Source organism: Providencia sp. PROV122 (assembly GCF_028482365.1).
GTDB classification, from domain to species: domain Bacteria; phylum Pseudomonadota; class Gammaproteobacteria; order Enterobacterales; family Enterobacteriaceae; genus Providencia; species Providencia stuartii.
The window spans coordinates 65,318-85,967 of record NZ_JAMPQI010000017.1 but is presented as its reverse complement, the minus strand read 5'-3'; the positions used below and the strand labels follow the sequence as shown (position 1 = coordinate 85,967).

General features: G+C 40.4%; 18 protein-coding genes and 1 pseudogene. 10 read left to right on the top strand and 9 right to left on the bottom strand.

What is annotated here, in order from left to right; genetic code table 11:
• Positions 1 to 48: 48 nt before the first annotated feature.
• The 3 genes from PSE69_RS13545 to PSE69_RS13535 are packed head-to-tail and all read left to right on the top strand — an operon-like array spanning position 49 to position 3,110.
• Positions 49 to 1,188, top strand: a complete 1,140-nt coding sequence (locus tag PSE69_RS13545) for a class II histone deacetylase (RefSeq protein ID WP_014656896.1) — start codon at positions 49 to 51, stop codon at positions 1,186 to 1,188.
• Positions 1,189 to 1,248: 60 nt separating this feature from the next.
• Positions 1,249 to 2,301: a RidA family protein gene (locus PSE69_RS13540; protein ID WP_036942031.1), complete on the top strand. Its 1,053-nt coding sequence runs from the start codon at positions 1,249 to 1,251 to the stop codon at positions 2,299 to 2,301.
• 20 nt (positions 2,302 to 2,321) lie between these two features.
• Positions 2,322 to 3,110 carry a MoaF C-terminal domain-containing protein gene (locus tag PSE69_RS13535; protein WP_121874888.1) on the top strand — a complete coding sequence of 263 codons (789 nt, stop codon included), beginning with the start codon at positions 2,322 to 2,324 and terminating at the stop codon, positions 3,108 to 3,110.
• Here PSE69_RS13535 and PSE69_RS13530 read toward each other — a convergent pair.
• A complete protein-coding gene (locus tag PSE69_RS13530; protein WP_004926055.1) occupies positions 3,098 to 4,153 on the bottom strand; it encodes an AraC family transcriptional regulator in 1,056 nt (351 codons plus the stop codon). The genes PSE69_RS13535 and PSE69_RS13530 overlap by 13 nt on opposite strands.
• Before the next feature lie 472 nt (positions 4,154 to 4,625).
• Here PSE69_RS13530 and PSE69_RS13525 point away from each other — a divergent pair, with 472 nt between their 5' ends.
• Positions 4,626 to 5,048: a DoxX family protein gene (locus tag PSE69_RS13525; RefSeq protein ID WP_014656892.1), complete on the top strand. Its 423-nt coding sequence runs from the start codon at positions 4,626 to 4,628 to the stop codon at positions 5,046 to 5,048.
• Between the two features lie 56 nt (positions 5,049 to 5,104).
• Here the strand turns inward: PSE69_RS13525 and PSE69_RS13520 are convergent, their stop codons facing one another.
• The 5 genes from PSE69_RS13520 to PSE69_RS13500 all read right to left on the bottom strand — a co-directional run bounded on the left by PSE69_RS13520 (position 5,105) and on the right by PSE69_RS13500 (position 9,723).
• Complete coding sequence (locus PSE69_RS13520) at positions 5,105 to 5,704, bottom strand: glutathione S-transferase family protein (RefSeq protein WP_014656891.1); 600 nt, start codon at positions 5,702 to 5,704, stop codon at positions 5,105 to 5,107.
• Between the two features lie 50 nt (positions 5,705 to 5,754).
• Positions 5,755 to 6,453 (bottom strand): helix-turn-helix transcriptional regulator, encoded by a 699-nt coding sequence (locus tag PSE69_RS13515; RefSeq protein ID WP_004926059.1) that lies wholly within the window; start codon positions 6,451 to 6,453, stop codon positions 5,755 to 5,757.
• Between the two features lie 117 nt (positions 6,454 to 6,570).
• On the bottom strand, positions 6,571 to 7,362 hold the full coding sequence (locus PSE69_RS13510; protein WP_272675279.1) for a nucleotidyltransferase domain-containing protein: 792 nt from the start codon (positions 7,360 to 7,362) through the stop codon (positions 6,571 to 6,573).
• A 9-nt stretch (positions 7,363 to 7,371) separates the two neighbouring features.
• Complete coding sequence (locus tag PSE69_RS13505) at positions 7,372 to 8,598, bottom strand: RtcB family protein (protein ID WP_004926062.1); 1,227 nt, start codon at positions 8,596 to 8,598, stop codon at positions 7,372 to 7,374.
• Between the two features lie 3 nt (positions 8,599 to 8,601).
• Entirely contained in the window at positions 8,602 to 9,723 is a 1,122-nt protein-coding gene (locus PSE69_RS13500; protein WP_183124506.1) for a slipin family protein, read from the bottom strand.
• Positions 9,724 to 10,200: 477 nt separating this feature from the next.
• On the opposite strand from PSE69_RS13500, the gene rtcR reads away from it, so the two are divergent.
• Together rtcR and rnz are read left to right on the top strand one after the other, a co-directional pair.
• Positions 10,201 to 11,781, top strand: a complete 1,581-nt coding sequence (gene rtcR / locus PSE69_RS13495) for an RNA repair transcriptional activator RtcR (RefSeq protein WP_004926065.1) — start codon at positions 10,201 to 10,203, stop codon at positions 11,779 to 11,781.
• A gap of 99 nt (positions 11,782 to 11,880) precedes the next feature.
• On the top strand, positions 11,881 to 12,795 hold the full coding sequence (rnz, locus tag PSE69_RS13490) for a ribonuclease Z (protein WP_053110148.1): 915 nt from the start codon (positions 11,881 to 11,883) through the stop codon (positions 12,793 to 12,795).
• A gap of 93 nt (positions 12,796 to 12,888) precedes the next feature.
• Here rnz and deoR read toward each other — a convergent pair whose 3' ends face one another.
• Both deoR and deoC read right to left on the bottom strand, forming a co-directional pair.
• The gene (gene deoR, locus PSE69_RS13485) at positions 12,889 to 13,668 is read right to left on the bottom strand and encodes a DNA-binding transcriptional repressor DeoR (RefSeq protein ID WP_272675278.1); all 780 of its coding nucleotides are present in this window, start codon (positions 13,666 to 13,668) and stop codon (positions 12,889 to 12,891) included.
• Between the two features lie 46 nt (positions 13,669 to 13,714).
• Positions 13,715 to 14,383, bottom strand: coding sequence for a deoxyribose-phosphate aldolase (gene deoC / locus PSE69_RS13480; protein WP_004926069.1), 669 nt, complete (start codon positions 14,381 to 14,383; stop codon positions 13,715 to 13,717).
• A gap of 171 nt (positions 14,384 to 14,554) precedes the next feature.
• On the opposite strand from deoC, the gene rbsK reads away from it, so the two are divergent.
• Positions 14,555 to 15,475 carry a ribokinase gene (rbsK, locus tag PSE69_RS13475; RefSeq protein WP_036942016.1) on the top strand — a complete coding sequence of 307 codons (921 nt, stop codon included), beginning with the start codon at positions 14,555 to 14,557 and terminating at the stop codon, positions 15,473 to 15,475.
• Between the two features lie 90 nt (positions 15,476 to 15,565).
• On the opposite strand, the gene PSE69_RS13470 is transcribed toward rbsK, so the two are convergent.
• Positions 15,566 to 15,970 (bottom strand): DUF2750 domain-containing protein, encoded by a 405-nt coding sequence (locus PSE69_RS13470; protein WP_088498935.1) that lies wholly within the window; start codon positions 15,968 to 15,970, stop codon positions 15,566 to 15,568.
• A 190-nt stretch (positions 15,971 to 16,160) separates the two neighbouring features.
• On the opposite strand from PSE69_RS13470, the gene PSE69_RS13465 reads away from it, so the two are divergent.
• The 3 genes and pseudogenes from PSE69_RS13465 (at position 16,161) to uriH (ending at position 20,649) form a co-directional block, all read left to right on the top strand.
• Positions 16,161 to 17,180 (top strand): mechanosensitive ion channel family protein, encoded by a 1,020-nt coding sequence (locus tag PSE69_RS13465; protein WP_004926073.1) that lies wholly within the window; start codon positions 16,161 to 16,163, stop codon positions 17,178 to 17,180.
• A gap of 271 nt (positions 17,181 to 17,451) precedes the next feature.
• Positions 17,452 to 19,611 (top strand): annotated as a pseudogene (locus tag PSE69_RS13460) (ornithine decarboxylase).
• 102 nt (positions 19,612 to 19,713) lie between these two features.
• On the top strand, positions 19,714 to 20,649 hold the full coding sequence (uriH, locus tag PSE69_RS13455) for a uridine-preferring nucleoside hydrolase UriH (RefSeq protein WP_121874886.1): 936 nt from the start codon (positions 19,714 to 19,716) through the stop codon (positions 20,647 to 20,649).
• Position 20,650: the final 1 nt, after the last annotated feature.

Below are 20,650 nucleotides of genomic sequence, written 5' to 3'. Positions count from 1 at the left end.
GCTCGCGATTATTGAAGCTACACCAGATTATCTACTTAGGGGAATAATATGTTTTGCAGCATGAAAGACTCCACGATTAAAACTGGTCTTTTTTATCATGAATATTGTTTATGGGGGCGGAGTTATAAATCATCACCGCTAGCTTATAATCAAATGAATTGGATGCAACCTTTCGCGAATAATGAATTTGGGGCTAGCTCTGCAAGTTGCGTACGTCGTTTTAAATCCTTAATTGATGTGAGTGGCATGAATGAATTTTTATTTTCATACAGTGCACCCCCCATTACTTATAATGATGCGGCGCGTGTTCATACCCAAGAGTATTTGAATGATTTTATTGAACTGAGTAAAAATGAAGGGGGGGAATTAGGTTTACAGGCACCATTTGGACCGGGGGGGTATCAAATAGCGCTATTATCCGCAGGCCAAGCAAAAGCCGCTGTTCATCAAGTGATGGACGGTTCTTTAAATAGGGCTTATGCCGTATGTGTGCCAGCAGGCCATCATGCTTTGCCAGATAAAGCGATGGGGGCGACCTATTTAGCGAACAGCAGTATTGCCGCTAAATATGCCCTTGAGAATTTAGGGGCAAAAAAAGTCGCTATATTGGATTGGGATGTTCATCATGGAAATGGAACTCAAGCTATTTTTTATAACGATAATAAAGTGCTTACCATCTCTATGCATCAAGATAACTGCTTCCCAATTAACTCAGGAGGTATCGAAGAACAAGGTAACCGAGAAGGTTTAGGATTCAATATTAATATTCCGTTATTACCGGGATGTGGCCATGATGAATATTTATATGCATTAAGAACAATAGCAATCCCTGCTCTTAGGACCTACAAACCGGATCTCATTATTATTGGCAGTGGTTATGATGCAAGTACCTTTGACCCTCTAGGACATATGCAACTCCATAGCCAGAGTTATCGAGAAATGATAGAAAGTATTGTCGCGGTCGCTCAGGACGTTTGCCATGGAAAAGTGGTTGTCATACATGAAGGAGGCTATTCTGAGCATTATGTTCCCTTTTGTGCATTAGCACTACTAGAAGGGTTAAGTGGCATAAATACTCAGGTTGTCGACCCTTTTATTTCTTTTATCCAACAACAAACGATTCCTCAAGCACTCAAAGAGTTACAAGAAAATTTAATAAATCACCAAGCGATTAAATTGGGTTTGTAACAATATTCTATTAGAGCAAGCGTTACACATTAAATTGATCTATTAATTGGGTGAGACATAATGAATATACTAAAAACCAATGATAATGTCATTATTGGGTGGCACTCTTCTTTTTCGGGAGGCGATTTTGATACTCAATTAGCAATAATTATCTCTGAAGTAAATAATGCATTAATAAAAATGGGTATTAGTTATGCGGATATGCTAAAACATACAATAGCGATTAAAAGTGATAAAGTTGATCCCATCTATGCGATTAATCAATTTCATAAAGTTAGCCACGAAATAGCACAAGGCTACGGTAATAAAAAGCCTGTTGGAACAATTATTCGGCTTCCGAATTTTAGCAATGATAATGCTCTGGTAGCCATTGAGTTTATTTTTCCTCGTCATAACAAGGCGGTTCAATGCTTACCTTTCTATAATATGGAAATGGACGTTAGCCGCTCTTTAATTTATGAGGAGCTACTTTATATTACAGGCACGGAAGCTTTGATTGTTTCCGATGATAATAGCCATGCTTATTACATCAATGATACCCTTGAAGAGCAAGTTGCGGTGATTTTTGATAAAATTAATCGTTCAATAATTGAGTTAGATTACTCAATGGATGATCTTATTTTATTAAATGTTTATCTTCGTAGTGATGTCGCATATCAGCCAGTAATAGATCTGATAAAAGACGAGATTGCTAAATATACTGGAAATATTCAAGCTATTAATTGTGAACTCAATGTCACCTATTGTGATGGGATGGCCGTTGATGAATTTTTAATAGAAATAGACGGTTTTGTAAAAAGCCCATTATCACAGTTGGCTGCACCTATTCACTATGCTTGCTTTCAACTTAACCTAGATTTATATGATAGCTTTATACATGCAAAAAAACATATAGATAATATATTGGAAAATAATTTTTCATCCAGTATTAGAGTCACAATAAAATATGTTAAGAGTAAAAATAGTAGTGAGGCTTATATTGATATTATACATGATGAGCTAATGACGAAGTTAACAAGCGCCCATGTGGAAAATTATATTGTAGAGACATTGCCAGTCAAAAAACTCATGAATAACAAGTCATTTTTAGAAATAAGCATTCATTCATTTTAATTTATATCACAGGTGATAACATGACAGAGCAAATAACTTCTGATACATCATTTGATATGTTTACGAATGAGTTAAAAAAGAATCGAATAAAGAGAAGTTATGACATTATTAATATTGAATTTAATCTTTATTTAAACAATGAAAGTTTTTATTTTCGTATTGATGAACATGACCATATTATAACGAATAGTGTTTTTTTAAGCTCTTATTTTGATAAGAAAAAAAGAAAAATCAGCGATATGACCGAAGTTGCGGATAAAGTATTTTTAATTGAATTATCAAAAGGGAGCATTGATTTTGCTCACTCAATTTTAGTACTAGACCTCAATAATAGCCATGTTGTCCTGTTTAGCTCTCAATACCAGCCAAGTAAGAAAACGACGCCGAGATTCGAACAGCATTATCATGTTGGAAAGATTATTGGCGATAACGATAATACGCTTCTCCCCGCAGAAACACGAGATCTTATTGGCTTACATATTCTGAATGAATACAGTGAAAGTACCGCCGTTGAACATATTTATATTAATAGCCAATGGTATGCGTATCATATTTATGGAGGGGTAAGGCATGGTGAATGTGATTGTGACCAAGCAACTTACCTAAAAATTAAAGATGATGTGTATTTACTTGGTTTTAGAGAGTTAGCGGTCGATGTCGCGATTATTTTGCTCTTAGACTTAAAGTCAATGCGCAACACCGGGTTTGCCGTTGGCTATACGGATGAGCAATGGTTTAGCATCCCTATTGGAGCCTATATGAAGCGGATTAATAAACGGCTTGAAGAGCACAATTTTCACGCTTTATGATAGCCCTGTTTTTTGATGTATTGAAGTGGCGGTGAGCCAGTCCAGCGTTTAAATGCTTTTGAAAAAGCGGCGCTGTCCGTATAGCCTAGTAGTTCAGCTAGGCTATCTATTCTAATCTTCTCTTCAACGAGTTTATCGATAGAAATATCACAGCGAATTTTATCCAGAATATCTGAATAATTAATATTTTCTTTTGCTAATTTACGTTGTAATGTCCTTGGTGAGATATACAGCTTTGCCGCTACCCAAGATAATGAAATGTCTTTTTGTGATAAAATATGTTGGTACATAATATCTTGCACTTTCATACTCATGGATTCGGGCATACAACTTGAGTGTTTAAGTTTATTTAGATGATTTTTTAAGAAAAAAATGAACGTTTCATCATGCTCTTTTTTATTAATACCAGCATTTAGCCACTCTTCATCAAATGAAATACCATTGAATTTAGCATTGTCTTCATAGTGAGTTGGAATGATTTTTTTCAAATTATCTTTATCTTTTCGACTTAATGCATATTGAAAATAAAATGTATCAGGTATCCAATCTTTACCAAGTCGCTCTCTTATTTGACTCACTAACCTAAATAAACTGTACTCAATGTCAAACTTATAGTATTCAGGCTTAAATATACTCACTTCATAATTGATTAAAACCTTTTTGTTTTCTATGACAATATTAGTGTGTGTTTTGCCTTGAAATAGATCGGTATATTGGTTGAGTTCGATTAAAGCGGCATGTAATGTTTTTGCCGACATAAAAATTTCACTGATCGGTGAGTAACTATGATAGGGGGCTGCGATACCCGCTTTCGCACACCAATGCTGATCTTTTGTTTCATGAGCAATTAAACGTAGAAACTCGTTATAAGCTTGTATGGGGGCAACTTCTGTTAATTTTAGTAATTTAAATTTATTATATAAAATTTTTGATCTATATGAAAAAGGAATATCCAGTGACTGTAAATAACTCATGATCTCGGATATTTTTAGCTGATGTATATAAGAGTTATATGAATGATGGGCGTTAGTTTCAGGTTTCATTTTTATGCCTCGTATTAATGAGATGCTATTTTGCTTGAATTCATTAACCGCACATTCTTTGATATGACAAAATTACATGTTAGTAACAAAATAGCAATGAATTTATATCATTATTATTTTATATTGATGATATAAATATATCGTTATATTCTTTATTTTTGATTGAAATCTTAAATAAATAACAATTATTTTGAACATCAATTATCTTAATTCATTAACACTCTTTTTAGAATGCTCTTATTTAGTATTTTTTGTTTTTTTTAAATTTGACTTAATTGTTGTTGATTGACCTTTTATTTTTTAGTTCATACCTTAGTTTTATGAATAAATGCTATTGGTGTCACCAAAGTAAGAGTAAAAGCTATTAAATAACTACAATGCTGCTATAACAATAATAAATAAAAGTCACTCTTATTGTATTGGTCGTAAACGCGTCATAGGTTGCAGTATATTTTTCTTGGAGAAGCACACAATGATAGGCACAGTAAATCGGTTATTGGCACATGACGATGCTGGAAAATTGTTATTACGTATTACTATTGGCGGATTAATGTTATTCCATGGCATGAGTAAATTGTTAACAGGCGCTAGTGGCATTAAAGCTATGCTTGCTGCATATGGTTTACCCGAATTTATTGCTTATGGAACTATTTTGGGGGAAGTTGTCGCACCGATTTTCATTATATTAGGGATACTCACTCGGCCAGCCGCGCTGCTTGTCGCTTTTACCATGTTTATTGCTTGGTTAATGGTAGGGCTTGATAAAACGTTTTTATTGGATAAAACGGGGGCATGGGCAATTGAAAGTATTGTTTATTTCTTTGTGGGATCAATTGCACTTGCGTTAATGGGAGCAGGGCGCTTTTCTGTTATGAAGAGTGCAACGTGGCGTTAAGGCTCAATACGATGAATATCAGGCCATCATAAATGGTGGCCTGTATCCTTAAAAGCTTATGATGCAATGCTTTTGGCGAACTTTGGATGAGATTTTAATGTGTCGAGATAATGATTAATGACCGCGGAGTTTTCGATAAAATTTATCTTTTCCATAAATAGAAGAAAAGCCCCGACATACACATCGATTGCGGTTAGTTGTTGGCCGCAAATATAAGGTGCAGCGTTACTAAGTCCTGTTTCTAGGCAATCCATAACGCGTTTAAATGAGCCAAAACCTGACATTTTTTGCTGTGCTTCATCTAACTGTAAGCCCATTGCATGCGTTGTAAATGCCGCTTCAATAGGGCCTGCGGTAAAAAAGAACCAGCGATAATAGGCTGCTCGTTGTGGGGAGTTAAACGCCGGCGCTAACCCTTTTTCTATAAATTTATCGGCTAAATAGACACAGATAGCCGCAGTTTCAGTGATAATATGTTCACCATCGACTAAAGCGGGAACTTTTCCCATCGGATTAATAGCAAGATATTCGGCAGTATGCATTTGCTCGCCATATTCAAGCTCAATTCGCTGATAAGGTACATCTAACAGTTTAAATAGCAGGTCGACCGTATTGCCGCGTGACATCGAATTTGTATATAGGGTAAGTGAGCTCATCGCCTTTTCCTTATGATTAAGTTGAGTCGCTATCATAAGGTAGAGGTGTGTCAGATTCTGTCAGTAGTCACACATAAAGTCTCTTTTCGCCATTGCTCAAATAAATAATGTTTGGGATAGGGTAATTTATCCTCCAGAGCAATATAGGATTGGATCCGATCTAAGCGAAAATGGCGATAACTTTCTCTGAGTTCGCACCAAGCGGCTAAGACTTGGGTATCTTTCATATAGCCAATTGCGATTGGCCAGATAACTCTACTGCTAAATTTCCCACTTTCATCTTGATAGTCAATTTTAGCTTTTATTTCTTTTCGTAAACTCAGTCTTAGGTTTTTCGCAATCACATTATTAATCGGTGCAATTTGTGTGCTAGGTGCAAATAATGTTGTTTGGTTGATAAGGTTTTGTGACCCCTGTTTGACAACCGCATTGATTTTATTGATTGCGCGCATGGCGGATAACTTCAGCTCTTCATCGGCATTACTTTGTACCCAGCGTAAACCTAAGATCAGCGCTTCGAGTTCGTTATCATCGAACATTAAAGGGGGAAGTAACAAACCGGATTTTAGCTGATAGCCGATACCTGCTTCACCTGTAATTTCGGCACCTTGGCAGCGTAGTTCATCAATATCACGGTAAACAGACCGAATACTGATGTGCAATTGTGACGCGAGAGACTCAGCCGTAATGGGATAGCGACTTTCTTTTAATATCTGTAATAAAGTCAATAAACGTTGAGTGCGGGTCATTGGTTACTCTGTGCGTTGGCTGGAAATCGTATTATAACATTGGTGCTTAAGGCGAGAATAAAAAATAGCGGCGAGAATGGCCTCACCGCTAATTAAAAATGACTGGATTGATGGTGGCTATCTATCGTTTGCTAAGATAGCTTTTTGCAAAAACTTATCTAATAAAGCGCTATCACGACAATAAGGCTCTGAAAGATTGAGTTTTTCTGATTTTTCAATCGTCTCAATAATCAACCTGTCGATAGCAGGGCGCCGTGAACCATATTCGCTTTCATCTACATTTTGTTTGATCACTAACAGTTCATTGATTTCCGCCAAAACGGCGTGATCGGTGACTGTTGCACTGACCAATTGTGAAAAAGCCATTGGTGGCATGATTTTTGAGTGTTCAATCCAACGCAACGCCAGTATTGCCCTTAAGATATAAAAATATTTTTTTAGGCGTACTGTTTCCCCTTTAAAATCTTCCCGCAAGTTACGTTTTGCTATGGATAAATAGTGATAACGTGCCTTTAGCGGTGAATAGAATTTTGACGCTAATAATTCAAATTGTTGAATAAATGACGCATCCTTGTGGTAAACAATTGGCGAATGCAGCCATTCAATTAACGCGGGGTTAGAATTACGCATCAATTTTAAAGCTTTTGATAATTCCCAACCGGAAACATCCAGTTCATTATCAATGGGTTTTTCAATCACATCGCGTTTTCTATCGAGTGTTAAATACCAATCTAATTGATGAACATAAATAAACCTCACATCATAATCGCTATCACAAGAAGCAAAACCCCAACCGCGGCTTCCAGACTCGCACGCAAACAGGATTTTTACCCGATGGGTTGTTTCTATTTCAGCTAATGTTTTTTGTATGCGCTCTCGCATTAATGGCGTTATGCTTTCACTCTCCATGCCATTCTCCTATCCTTTCACACACACGACCTGACGCAGTGTATGTACGATTTCTACTAATGACGATTGTGCGGCCATCACGGCATCAATATCTTTGTATGCCATTGGGATCTCATCAATGACGTCACTATCTTTTCGACACTCTACATGGGCTGTTGCTAGTTTTTGATCTGCCACAGAATAGCGCTTTTTCGCTTCTGTTCGACTCATCACACGGCCTGCACCATGGCTGCAAGAGCAGAAACTTTCTTCATTCCCTAAACCGCGTACGATAAAGCTTTTAGCCCCCATAGAGCCGGGAATGATCCCCATTTGCCCTTTTCTCGCAGATACGGCACCTTTACGGGTTACCAGTATCTCTTCACCAAAATGGTGCTCTTTTTGTACATAGTTATGGTGGCAATTCACCGCTTCTTGTTGTGTGGTGAATGGCTTCGTGATCGTTTTTGATAGTGCTTCTAGTACTCGGTGCATCATGACTTCACGGTTATGGCGAGCGAAATCTTGTGCCCAACCTACGGCTTCCATGTAATCATTAAAGTGTTGGCTCCCTTCTTCAAAGTACGCCAAATCGCGATCAGGCAGATTGGCAATATGCTGTTGCATATCTTTATGTGCTAATGAAATAAATAAGTTACCAATCGCGTTACCGACACCGCGAGAACCACTATGTAGCATCACCCATACACGATCTTGTTCATCTAAACACAGTTCAATAAAGTGGTTACCTGTTCCTAATGTTCCTAAATGGTTGTAGTGGTTTGTTCCACGCAGTTTTGGGTATTTATCACAAATACGTTTAAATTCTTCATCTAAATGCGCCCAATGCTGATCAACAATTTCGGGTGCTCGATGCCAGGCTCCTTTATCACGACCATGGCGTTGAGTTGTACGTCCATGTGGAACAGCCGCTTCAATTGCAAAACGGATATTTTGCAGGCTATCCGGTAAATCAGAGGCGGTTAGTGAAGTTCGCACTGCTATCATCCCACAACCGATATCAACGCCAACGGCAGCCGGAATAATGGCGCCTTTGGTTGGGATCACACTACCAATAGTGGAACCTTTACCGACATGTACATCAGGCATTACTGCTAAATGTTTAAAAATAAAAGGCATTTTAGCGGTGTTTTGCAGTTGTACTACGGCTTTAGGATCAACCGGTACACCGTTAGTCCACATTTTTACAGGTGCGCTATTTTCCAAAATAAGTTCGTTAACAGCGTTATTGTTCATTCTTTATTCCTTAATTTTTACCAGTCCGTTTAATACTTGATCCAATCCACCATAAACGGATATTTGGTCGATTCGATGCGCAATGCTTTCTAGTGTTTCCAGCTCTTTTAAACGTAAAGCAATGGGGTTGTTTTCCATGACTTTTGCCGTGTTTAATAATGAGCGTGTTGCCGCGGTTTCTTCTCGACGGCGGATCACGTTTGCTTGGGCGGCCTTTTCCGCTTCTACCACTTGCGACAAAATAGTTCGCATATCACCCGGCAAAATAATGTCTTTTACGCCAATGCTATCGACATCCAAGCCAAATTCAGCGACACATTGGGTAATTTGTTCTAGCATCAATTCATCAATGAGTTGCTTGTTTTCCAGTAACTCATCTAATGAGCGTGTGCCGATAATTTCTCGTAAGGCAAACTGTAGCTCACGGTAGAGATAATCGACGGGTTGGCTCAACTTTGAGAAGGCCAACAAAATATCACGGTAGCGCCAGTTGGCTGACAAATTGATACGCAATGTCACTTTGTCTTTGGTTAGGATCTCTTGACCACTGACCTCAATCGCCAGTAAACGGGTATCAATAACGTCTACCTGAGGCTGGTGTTCAATACACCAGTAACCATAATTTCCGGGTTGCAATAATGTTTTGACTTCACCATCAACCTTTAATACCCCAACATGCCACGCTGGAACTTGGACCACTAAGCTGATATCTCGACCCTTAATCCATTTTTTGCTATTTAGGCGGTTGACTAATGTTTGTGGGATAGCAATATCACCAGTTTGTTGAATTTCTACACGTAATGTTTCTGCAATTTTCCAATACAGGCGTCGCGTTGCCGGCGCTAAAATTTCAGTCAAATTATTATGAAGATATAAAAAAGCGATCTCGTTATCCGATAAATTAATATCTATACAATGCGCTTCCACCCAATCAGGGTGATATTGGCGCAAATGATCAGCCAACTTTGCATCAATAGGTTCATGATTAAGTGTGAACAGGCTAACGGTGAGTTTATTAAACCAATCATTGATACGGTGTTCACCTGCTAGCAAAAGATGCTGAAAATTACCGTTTTTCTCGGTCAGCGCAATTTGTCCTTGTGCCACAATTATTTTTTTCATTATTTATTCCTTTATTATTATGAGCCACCATCGAAGAAAAGTATGGAGTGATGGGGGGAAAGTTAGAGTGCCGTCAAACTGGCTGTCTAAGGTTCTGCCCATGACCCGATAAAGATCTCGGAGGGTGGTGTGTTGCCTAATTTTTATAACCCGTTGTTATATCAAGTTTTTTTGTTCTGGAAGGAACAGATTAACTATCATTAAGTTATTATCTTACTGACGGCGGAATACAGACCATGTAGTGACATCATTTCGCCACCATGTCTGCACCGGTAGAACCGAAGTTCTGACAATATCCGGCAGTGGATGATTTTAATATTGCGATAAGCGTGCCAACTTTGTTTAAAATAACAAAAAAATATTTATCTTATTGATATGTAATAACTTAATTTTTTTGGAATTATTCTGGTATGATTCAGATAAAAAATAACCTATGCTATTTTTTATCTTTAATTATCGTGATTTATAAATTTATATAAAATGAATAAGAAGCGTAAGGTTGTTATTGGCGTATTAGGTACGGCACTGGATCGACGTGGAAAAAGAACGAATCGGTGGACGAAATGGCGCCCTTCAGTTGGGCTATGTCAGCAACCTGATCTGGATATTCATCGCTTTGAATTAATCCATCAGGTAAATAATTATAATATGGCTCATCATGTGAAAGAGGATATTGAGCAAGTCTCACCACAGACGGAGGTCATATTACGCGAGGTGGATATTGCTGATCCGTGGGATTTTGAAGAGGTTTATACCTCGTTACTGGATTTTTCTTCAAATTACCCTTTTGACACTGAGAATGAAGAGTATTTGGTTCATATCACGACGGGTACTCACGTGGTGCAAATCTGCTGGTTCTTGTTAACAGAAGCACACTATTTACCCGCTAAATTATTGCAAACCTCACCGACAGAAGCGGGAAGAGAAAAAGATCCCGCGGGTATCTATACGGTGATTGATCTCGACCTCAGTCGCTATACGCACATCACGAGCCGTTTTCAAAAAGAGCAACAGGCTCAAGTGTCTTTTTTGAAATCAGGTATCGCAACTCGTAACGCGAATTTTAACGCGATGATTGAGCGGATCGAACGAGTCGCTTTACGTTCAAAAGCGCCTATCTTATTAAATGGCCCTACAGGGGCGGGTAAATCCTTTTTGGCGCGCAGAATTTATCAATTGCGAGAAAGTCGCCATCATATTAAAGGGCGCTTTGTTGAGGTTAACTGTGCCACGTTACGCGGTGATAACGCGATGTCAACGCTATTTGGGCATATTAAAGGCGCGTTTACAGGCGCGATTAACCCACGTCGTGGCCTGCTTAAAGAGGCTGACGGTGGTATCTTATTTTTAGATGAAATTGCTGAATTAGGGCTGGACGAACAAGCCATGCTACTAAAAGCCATTGAAGAAAAAAGTTTTTTTCCGTACGGTTCCGATGAGGAAGTGCAAAGTGACTTTCAATTGATAGCGGGTACACATCGTAATTTGGCGCAATGGGTTGAAGAGGGTAAATTTCGCGAAGATTTATTTGCGCGTATCAATATGTGGACTTTCACCTTACCTGGGCTGGCGGAAAGACGTGAGGATATTGAGCCTAATATCGATTATGAGTTGGCTAAATTTAGTCAGGATGCACAAAGCCAAATCCGCTTTGATAGTGAAGCTCGCCAAGCTTACTTAACGTTTGCCTGTTCAGCGCAAGCGTTGTGGCGGGGTAACTTCCGTGAACTCGGAGCATCAATCAGCCGCATGGCAACCTTTGCTGAACGTGGTCGTGTGACAAAAGCGGTCGTTGATGAAGAGATCATGAGATTGCAATCACAGTGGGTCACAAAAGCAAAAGACACCTTGCCGCCAGAAGTTGGCGAAATTGACCTATTTGAGCAGCAACAATTAGCCACAGTATTAGATGTATGCCGTCGCTCATCAAGTCTCTCAGAAGCGGGTAGAGTACTGTTTGCTGTTTCAAGACAGCAGAAAAAGCAGCCGAATGATGCAGATAGGTTACGTAAGTATTTGGCGCGTTTTGGATTAGATTGGGATAAGGTGAAAAAGGCTTAGTGCTTGGCGAAATTGATAAGATACTCAGTAATTTATTAGAAACATTAAGTTTATTTATTATAAAAATAATAAAAACAGTTAAGTATGGAGTGTGAAAAGATGGAGTTAACCTTTTTAGGAACGAGTGCCGGTGTGCCGACCAAAGAGCGTAACGTCACCAGTATGCTATTAAACCTAACAGGCATACGTAAAACATACTGGATGTTTGATTGTGGTGAAGGAACTCAACATCGCATTTTAAATAGCGTATTTAAGGCGCCAAGAATTGAAAAAATTTTTATTACCCATCTACATGGAGATCATATTTTTGGATTACCGGGGCTGTTATGTAGCCGCTCAATGGGGGGAGCAACTGATCCATTAACGTTATATGGTCCAAAAGGTTTAAAACAGTATGTCGAAACAGTACTGACCCTGAGCAGCTCTTATATGACTTATCCTCTTGAAATGATCGAAATAGAGCCAGGGCAGTTGTTTGATGATGGTGAGTTAATCGTGACAGCCTACCCGCTTGACCATCGCGTTGAATGCTATGGTTACCGTATTGAAGAACATCCTAAACGAGGTTCATTAGATGTTGATAAATTAGCGCAAGATAACATTCCACGCGGCCCGTGGATGCAAGCGTTAAAGGCCGGTGAAACTATTATGTTAGCCGACGGTCGCCGTGTTAATGGTGCTGATTATTTAGGTAAGCCAAAGCCTGGCAAAGTCATTGCGATTTTTGGGGATACCAAACCAACGGAACAGGCTCTTTTCTTGGCAAAGAATGCGGATGTTATGGTGCATGAAACGACGCTGGAAAATGCGTATCATGAAAAAGCCAATGATCGGGGGCACAGTACCACAGGGCAAGCGGCGCAGTTAGCGCGAGACGCGGGTGTGAAACGTTTTATTGCGACGCATATCAGTGGTCGTTATAGCGCTGAAGATATGCCGATGCTGCTGGCGGAGTGCCAAGCCATTTTCCCTAATACCGAGATAGCGAGCGACTATTTAACCATTAAAATTTAGAGCGATGGCATGGCCTCTTGTTCGCTAATAGATGAACTCGGCACGTTATCATGCGTGTCGAAAAAATAGGCAGTAAATTGGGTATCACTGCTGTCAGTAAATGACTTTCACAAACCCATTGCGGCAATAGGCTTCATATTCATCAGCGAGTTGCCGATTGGTAATAATGACATCAAATTGCGAAAGTTCCCCCATATTGGCCGTGGCGACTTCATCAAACAGGTTGTATTTGGCGAGCAAAATTTTGCGGATTGATTTTTCCATCGCTTTTTTCTTCATTGCTAAATCGTCTAAGTTATAGCATGTGACGCCATAGTGACTATGAATACCGGCAGCCGAGATAAAGGCTTTTTTCGGGTTAATCGAATCAAGGAGAGAAGGTTGGGTCGGGTTATAAAATGAGTCGCTTTTAGGGCGATATTCCCCCCCACAGAGTAATGCGGTGGCATTTTTTTTCTGGCTTAGAGCCAAAAAAACGTTATGTGAATAACAAATCCCTGTAAAGCTTATCTCTTCTGGGATCAAGGCGATTAAGGTGGCCATTTCGATCCCATTATCGAAAAAGATCACATCGTCTTCTGACACCATACTCGCCGCTAAATTGGGGATATGTAGCTCTTCGGTTTGATCGGGGGTAAAGATGTCGGCTTGAGGATCATTTTGTGTCAGTGAGGAAGGTTGGGTGACAGAAACGATATAACCACCAAGCAGAGACATTGGAATAGGCCCTTCGGTCTCGGCATTCAGATCACGGCGGATCGTCATTTCAGAGACTTCAAGTATTCTTGCGGCATCTTTAAGGTGAATTCTTCCTGAGCGTTTAATACATTCACTCAAACGACGAAGGCGTTCTTTTTGTTTCGTTTCTATCACCGATCAATCCTTTCTTTATTGGCGCGGGCTAACCGCGCCCCAACATTTAGTAGCCATTAGAGGCTACACTGTTTCCCGAAACAATCGCTACACTGGCACTTGCCCCAACGCGATTAGCTCCGGCTTTGATCATTTTTTCTGCGGTTTCGCGATCACGCACACCACCTGATGCTTTAACGCCGATTTTATCACCAACGACTTTACGCATTAACGCGACATGGTGCTCTGTAGCGCCCATTGTACTGAAACCTGTTGAAGTTTTCACAAAACCAACGTTTAATGTGCGGCAAATTTCACAAACTTGGGTGATTTCATCATCGGTTAATAGGCAAGTTTCCAAAATAACTTTTAAAGTTGCCTCACCACAAGCCGCTAAAACGGCGGCAATATCTTGGCGAACGAACTCAAGGTCACCACTTTTTAGCATACCAACGTTAATCACCATATCAACTTCATTAGCACCACGGCGTACGGCTTCTGCGGCTTCAAATGCTTTGGCCTCAGTTAAGCATGCACCGAGCGGAAAGCCTACCACACAACAGACCATAACATCGCTATTTTTCAGACATTCGCTGGCTAAAGGAACATAACCTGTGTTCACGCAGACAGAAGCAAAGTGGTGCTCTGCGGCTTCGGCACAAAGCTGTTTGATGTCATTGACGGTTGCATTGGCGGCCAACAGAGTATGATCGATATATTGTGCTATATTTTTCATGTAAATTTTTCCTATTGAGAATAGAGAGAGTCAATAATAAGGAATGAAAAAATGTGGCGGATATGACACTTGCTCATTCGTTATTCGCGATCTTAATCACGAATGATATTTATGCAACATGATAATGTTAATATAGTATCATAATGTGATTTATTTAACATGAGAGGCGTTATGGATATAGCAGTTATAGGTTCAAATATGGTCGATCTGATCACTTATACGGATCAGATGCCAAAAGAGGGTGAGACCTTGGAGGCGCCTGCATTTAAAATCGGCTGTGGTGGTAAAGGTGCCAATCAAGCGGTTGCTGCGGCAAAACTTAATTCAAAAGTGATTATGTTAACAAAAGTCGGTGATGATATTTTTGCTGATAACACCATTCGTAATCTTGAGTCTTATGGTATTAACACCCGTTATGTGGAAAAAGTGCCATGTACTTCTAGCGGTGTAGCACCGATTTTTGTTAATCCGAATTCTGCTAATCGCATTCTCATTGTGAAAGGAGCAAATAAATTTTTATCCCCTGAAGATATTGAGCGTGCGGCTGACGATTTGAAAAAATGCAAATTGATCGTATTGCAGCTTGAGGTTCAATTAGAAACGGTTTATCACGCGATTGCTTTTGGTAACAAACATAACATTCCTGTATTGCTGAATCCTGCACCAGCACAGCGTACGTTAGATCTTGATTTTGCTTGTCGTTGTGATTTCTTTGTGCCGAATGAAACTGAGCTTGAGATCCTCACTAATATGCCTGTTGATTCGATGGAAAACATCCGCCGTGCAGCCAAGTCTTTGCTCGATAAAGGGTTGAAAAATCTTATCGTCACGTTGGGTGATAAAGGTGCACTCTGGATGACTCGCGATAACGAGTTGTTGATCCCTGCCATTAAAGTGAATGCGGTGGATACCAGTGGTGCAGGGGATGCTTTTATTGGCTGTTTCTCTCATTATTATGTGCATACAGGCAATATCGCGGAAGCTTTGAAAAAGGCTGTCATGTTTTCTGCATTTAGTGTGACAGGTAAAGGAACGCAATCCTCTTATCCAAGTATTGAAGAGTTTGCTGAATTCGTGCAGCTTAAATCGTGAATCGCTAAGAGCGAGAGTGGCAATTAGGCTGATAAGCTCATAAGGCTGACTCATGTGAGAAAGTTTTATTCCTTATGGTTAATTATCAGCCTAAATCGATGAGCTGCGGTGCTTACACGCTTCAATTAAATCTTGTAATAGCGACTTCGCTTCGGCAATCACATAAGTTTGGCATTGACTGTCTACCATCATGGCAACTGTCATATTTGCGCCATCCATATCTGGCAATATTTCTGTCATAAAGTGGGTCAGTGTTAGCTTGGTTGCCGTACACTTGGCCCATTGACCATTAAGATTACGCTGTGCATAGGCTTGAGCAGGCCAAACAGGTAATAATAAGCGTCTATTATTATCTCGCATGGTAACAAGCTCCTCTTGGCAGAAAATCACCCAAACTTCCTCCCAATCGGCAACTTTACTGACAAAATAGCGGTATTTTTGTTGTAGATTTAATCGAAGTACAGTATCAATTTCTTTGGGATCAGGGGTAAACATTATGCGTTATATCCATATTAGATAGTCTAAAAAAACAGTTGATAATTGTTGAGAAAATCACGTTTAAAGTTGCTATCTTAGTGAGGTTTTTTTATTGCTGCGTTTGATCCATCAAGAGTTTATCGAAAATAGCGTAGTAGACATATAAGTTTTATTAAAAAGTAAAATGGGCAGCTTGGAGCGGTGAGATATGATTGATTCATTACTCGAAAAATATGCCATTGGCGTTACTATCGTTGCGGTGTGTTTAGCCGTGGCTATTATTTTCGAGATGATAAGTAAAAAACGTAGGCATAAGCATAAGAATAAAAGTATTTTTATTCATGTTATTCAGACCGCTGTGCTGTGTAGTATGGTGATGGTTGCCGCTCAATATTTGGATATGGCGGCAACGGATTTTAATTTAACCTTTATTTCAACTCCGCTGATTAATTTCATCACTGTTGCCATCATTGCGATCATTCTCGTGCGTAAGCTGTTTCAGCTCGTCAATAGACTTGAAAAAACGCAAATAAAAAGAGGAAGTGATCCAACCTCTGCACGTATTATCGCTCGAGTCTTTAAAACCACCATTTTTGTCGTAATGGTTTTACTATTTGGCGAACATTTCGGCATGAGCCTATCGGGGTTGATGGCCTTCGGCGGGATTGGCGGCATTGCTATCGGTATGGCCGGTAAAGATATTCTGAGTAACTTCTTCTCAGGGATCATGCTTTACTTTGATAGGCCTTTTAATATCGGCGATTGGGTTAGCTCACCCGACAGAAACATTGAAGGTACGGTGGTTGAGATTGGTTGGCGAATTACTAAAATTATCACCTTTGACCATCGACCCTTGTATATCCCTAACTCACTCTTTTCGTCGATAAGCGTTGAAAACCCTGGGCGTATGACTAACCGCCGAATCAAAACGTCATTAGGTCTGCGCTATGAAGATGCCGATAAAATCGGCGCTATTGTGAGTGATATTCGGACTATGTTGCAACAAGAGCCAAGTATTGATACTGGGCAAACATTATTAGTTTATTTTGATGAGTTTGCGGATTCGTCACTGAATATTATGGTGTATTGTTTTACGAAAACTACCGTGTGGGCCGAATGGTTAGCCGCACAACAAGAAGTCTATTTAAAAATAATTGCCATCGTCAAACAGCATGGTGCGGACTTCGCTTATCCTACACAGACACTGTATATGGAAAAAAACAACTAAGCTCCCAGTTTAGAGAAATTGGCCGACTAATATTCTGCTAATAGGCTTAATGTTAGTCGGTTAATGAATTTCGCACCCATTTTTCCTTGTTTAATGCTGATAACTTAAAAATGGCATAGAAATTTTTTATGCTATTAAACAGTAGGTTATCAAATATTATCTCCTCCCGAAAAATTAGAATTATTCCCGCACTTTATGGCAATTCCAATCTGATTTCCTATCAAGTATATTGTCGGCCTCTTTTCCTCAGCTAACTAAGAGCCAGACTGTTATGAAAAAAATCAATGTGGCATGTAGCCAGGGGGTCGCTATCTACTTTACGGGAGAATTCCAATGAGTAGATATTCGCGATGCACAGTTAAACAATATTGCTGCTGTTGTGCTATCCGAGTTGGATGCCAATCAAGGGCTGTGGAAAAGGGTTGCAGAGAGTAAACTCAGTATTCCGCTGTTTATCATTAGTGATAAACAGCTTCCAGATGATATCCCTCATCCTCCTTATTTAACGGGAATTTTACCGCCTGCACCGGCTGAGCGTAGTGAAAATAGTCGTCAATTATTTGCAGCGGCAAATCACTATCTTGAACAGCTATTACCGCCATTTTTTGCGCGAATGATGGATTATGCTGCGGGGCATAATGTCACTTTTGCTTGTCCGGGCCATCAAGGTGGACAATTTTTTCGCCGCCATCCAACTGGCGAACAGTTTTACCAATTTTATGGCGAAAACCTGTTTCGTACCGACTTGTGTAATGCTGATGTCGCGATGGGAGACCTGCTGATCCATGAAGGGGCTGCGAAAGAAGCACAGAAATTTGCGGCTCGCGTATTTAATGCAGATAAAACCTATTTTGTACTAAACGGCACCTCTTCTTCCAATAAAGTCGTGTTAAATGCCTTGCTAACACCGGGAGACTTGGTTTTATTCGATCGCAATAATCATAAATCAAACCACCATGGCGCCCTGATCCAAGCGGGCGCAACACCGGTTTACCTTGAAACGGCACGTAACCCATTTGGTTTTATCGGGGGAATCGATGCGCATTGTTTTGAAGAGGACTACTTGCGTTCATTGATTAATGACGTCATGCCTGAAAAAAATACGCGTGAACGTCCATTCCGCTTAGCGGTGATCCAGCTCGGTACTTATGACGGCACGGTTTACAATGCAAGGCAGGTTGTCGATAAAATTGGTCATTTATGTGAGTATATTTTGTTCGATTCTGCGTGGGTTGGCTACGAACAATTTATCCCTATGATGCGCCAATGTTCGCCACTATTACTTGAATTAAATGAAAATGATCCTGGTATTATGGTGACTCAATCGGTGCATAAACAATTGGCAGGGTTCTCGCAAGCGTCGCAAATCCATAAAAAAGATAACCATATTAAAGGGCAAGAGCGCTTTGTCTCGCATAAAAAGCTGAATAACGCTTTTATGATGCACGCGTCTACCAGTCCATTTTATCCGCTGTTTGCCTCGTTAGATGTCAATGCGCGTATGCATCAAGGGGATGCAGGGGAAATGATGTGGATGGAGTGCGTAAGACTTGGCATTGAGGTTAGAAAAGCCATTATCAACCACTGCCATTATTTTAGACCCTTTGTGCCTGAATTTGTCGACGGAAAACCATGGCAAGAGTACCCAACGGCGCAAATTGCTTCTGAACAGCGCTTCTTTAATTTTATTCCTAATGAACGTTGGCATGCGTTTGAAGGGTATGCGGAAAATCAATATTTTGTTGACCCTTGTAAGTTGATGCTAACAACGCCGGGTATCGATGCTCAAAGTGGTGAATACGAATCCTTTGGCGTTCCGGCGACTATATTGGCGCATTTCTTACGTGAACATGGTGTGATCCCCGAGAAATGTGACTTAAATTCCATCCTATTTTTACTCACCCCCGCAGAGAGTAAAGAGAAATTAGAGCTACTAGTTACCCATTTGGTTCGTTTTGAACAATTACTGGATGAAGATGCTTCACTGGAAGAAGTGTTACCGTCCGTTTATCAACGCTACCAAGAGCATTATCAAGGCTACACATTACGTCGTTTGTGCCAAGAAATGCACCAGTTGAGTGTTCAGTACAATATTAAGCAATTGCAAAAAGAGATGTTCCGTAAGCAGCATTTTCCGACAGTGAAAATGAACCCACAACAAGCGCACCTTGAGTTTATTCGCGGCAACGTGGAGCTGCTTCCTCTATGTGAGCTAGAAGGGCGTATTGCTGCTGAGGGGGCGCTGCCTTATCCTCCGGGCGTACTGTGTGTGGTGCCCGGTGAAGTTTGGGAAGGGCCTGTCTTGCGTTACTTCCAAGCTTTGGAGGCGGGGATCAACTTGCTTCCGGGATTTGCGCCTGAGCTACAAGGGGTATATATCCCGAAAACAGAAGATGGACAAAAACGTGTCTATGCGCATGTTTTGAAGTAAACATTTTTTAAATCGGCGAAAGCTCATAGATTTTACTTTGTTAGCTGGTTACATTGGGAGCTTTAATAAAAGGCTCCCTTTTAATTCAATAAGGTAAGGTGTATGGCAAAGAAAATCATCCTTGATTGCGACCCCGGACATGACGATGCAATTGCGATGCTATTAGCTTATGGCAACCCTGAAATTGACTTACTGGCAGTGACGACCGTTGCTGGTAACCAAACGCTTGAAAAAGTGGCTCGCAATGCCTTAGCCGTTGCTGAAATGGCAAAAATTCGTGGTATTCCTTTTGCAGCCGGCTCCTCACGACCACTGGTACGTGAAGTTGAAATTGCCCCCGATATTCATGGTGACTCTGGGTTAGATGGTCCTCAACTACCTGAGCCATCGTTGACTTTGGAAAACTGCCATGCGGTAGAATTGATCATTAAATTGATCATGTCGCACCCACCCAAAACAATCACTTTAGTGCCTACTGGGGCGCTAACTAATATCGCATTAGCCGCAAGGTTGGAGCCACGTATCGTCGAACGCGTCAAAGAAGTCGTGCTGATGGGCGGAGGCTACCATGTAGGAAATTGGAGTCCTGTGGCTGAGTTTAATATCAAAATTGATCCAGAAGCGGCACATATTGTTTTTAATGAAAAATGGCCACTAACGATGGTTGGTTTAGATCTCACCCATCAAGCGCTTGCCACCACAGATATCGTTGCTAACATTGCTGACGTGGGAACACCCTGCGCGAAATTTGTCGTCGAATTACTCGATTTCTTTGGCAAAATGTATAAACAAGCACAAGGATTTGATGCTCCACCAGTGCATGATCCCTGTGCCGTTGCCTATGTTATCGACCCTTCCGTCATGACGACACAGCGCGTACCTGTAGATATTGAACTGACAGGAACTCTCACCCTTGGAATGACTGTGGCCGATTTCCGCCATCCGGCTCCTGAAGATTGCCATACTCAGGTTGCCGTCAAACTCGATCATGCTAAGTTTTGGCAATTGGTTGTCGATGCATTAAAAAATATTGGTTAGT

Bases quoted from the DNA above. Each gene is read 5' to 3' on its own strand.
- PSE69_RS13545 (WP_014656896.1), top strand. From the start codon at position 49: ATGTTTTGCAGCATGAAAGACTCCACGATTAAAACTGGTCTTTTTTAT.
- PSE69_RS13540 (WP_036942031.1), top strand. From the start codon at position 1,249: ATGAATATACTAAAAACCAATGATAATGTCATTATTGGGTGGCACTCT.
- PSE69_RS13535 (WP_121874888.1), top strand. From the start codon at position 2,322: ATGACAGAGCAAATAACTTCTGATACATCATTTGATATGTTTACGAAT.
- PSE69_RS13530 (WP_004926055.1), bottom strand. From the start codon at position 4,153: ATGAAACCTGAAACTAACGCCCATCATTCATATAACTCTTATATACAT.
- PSE69_RS13525 (WP_014656892.1), top strand. From the start codon at position 4,626: ATGATAGGCACAGTAAATCGGTTATTGGCACATGACGATGCTGGAAAA.
- PSE69_RS13520 (WP_014656891.1), bottom strand. From the start codon at position 5,704: ATGAGCTCACTTACCCTATATACAAATTCGATGTCACGCGGCAATACG.
- PSE69_RS13515 (WP_004926059.1), bottom strand. From the start codon at position 6,453: ATGACCCGCACTCAACGTTTATTGACTTTATTACAGATATTAAAAGAA.
- PSE69_RS13510 (WP_272675279.1), bottom strand. From the start codon at position 7,362: ATGGAGAGTGAAAGCATAACGCCATTAATGCGAGAGCGCATACAAAAA.
- PSE69_RS13505 (WP_004926062.1), bottom strand. From the start codon at position 8,598: ATGAACAATAACGCTGTTAACGAACTTATTTTGGAAAATAGCGCACCT.
- rtcR (WP_004926065.1), top strand. From the start codon at position 10,201: ATGAATAAGAAGCGTAAGGTTGTTATTGGCGTATTAGGTACGGCACTG.
- rnz (WP_053110148.1), top strand. From the start codon at position 11,881: ATGGAGTTAACCTTTTTAGGAACGAGTGCCGGTGTGCCGACCAAAGAG.
- deoC (WP_004926069.1), bottom strand. From the start codon at position 14,383: ATGAAAAATATAGCACAATATATCGATCATACTCTGTTGGCCGCCAAT.
- rbsK (WP_036942016.1), top strand. From the start codon at position 14,555: ATGGATATAGCAGTTATAGGTTCAAATATGGTCGATCTGATCACTTAT.
- PSE69_RS13470 (WP_088498935.1), bottom strand. From the start codon at position 15,970: ATGTTTACCCCTGATCCCAAAGAAATTGATACTGTACTTCGATTAAAT.
- PSE69_RS13465 (WP_004926073.1), top strand. From the start codon at position 16,161: ATGATTGATTCATTACTCGAAAAATATGCCATTGGCGTTACTATCGTT.
- uriH (WP_121874886.1), top strand. From the start codon at position 19,714: ATGGCAAAGAAAATCATCCTTGATTGCGACCCCGGACATGACGATGCA.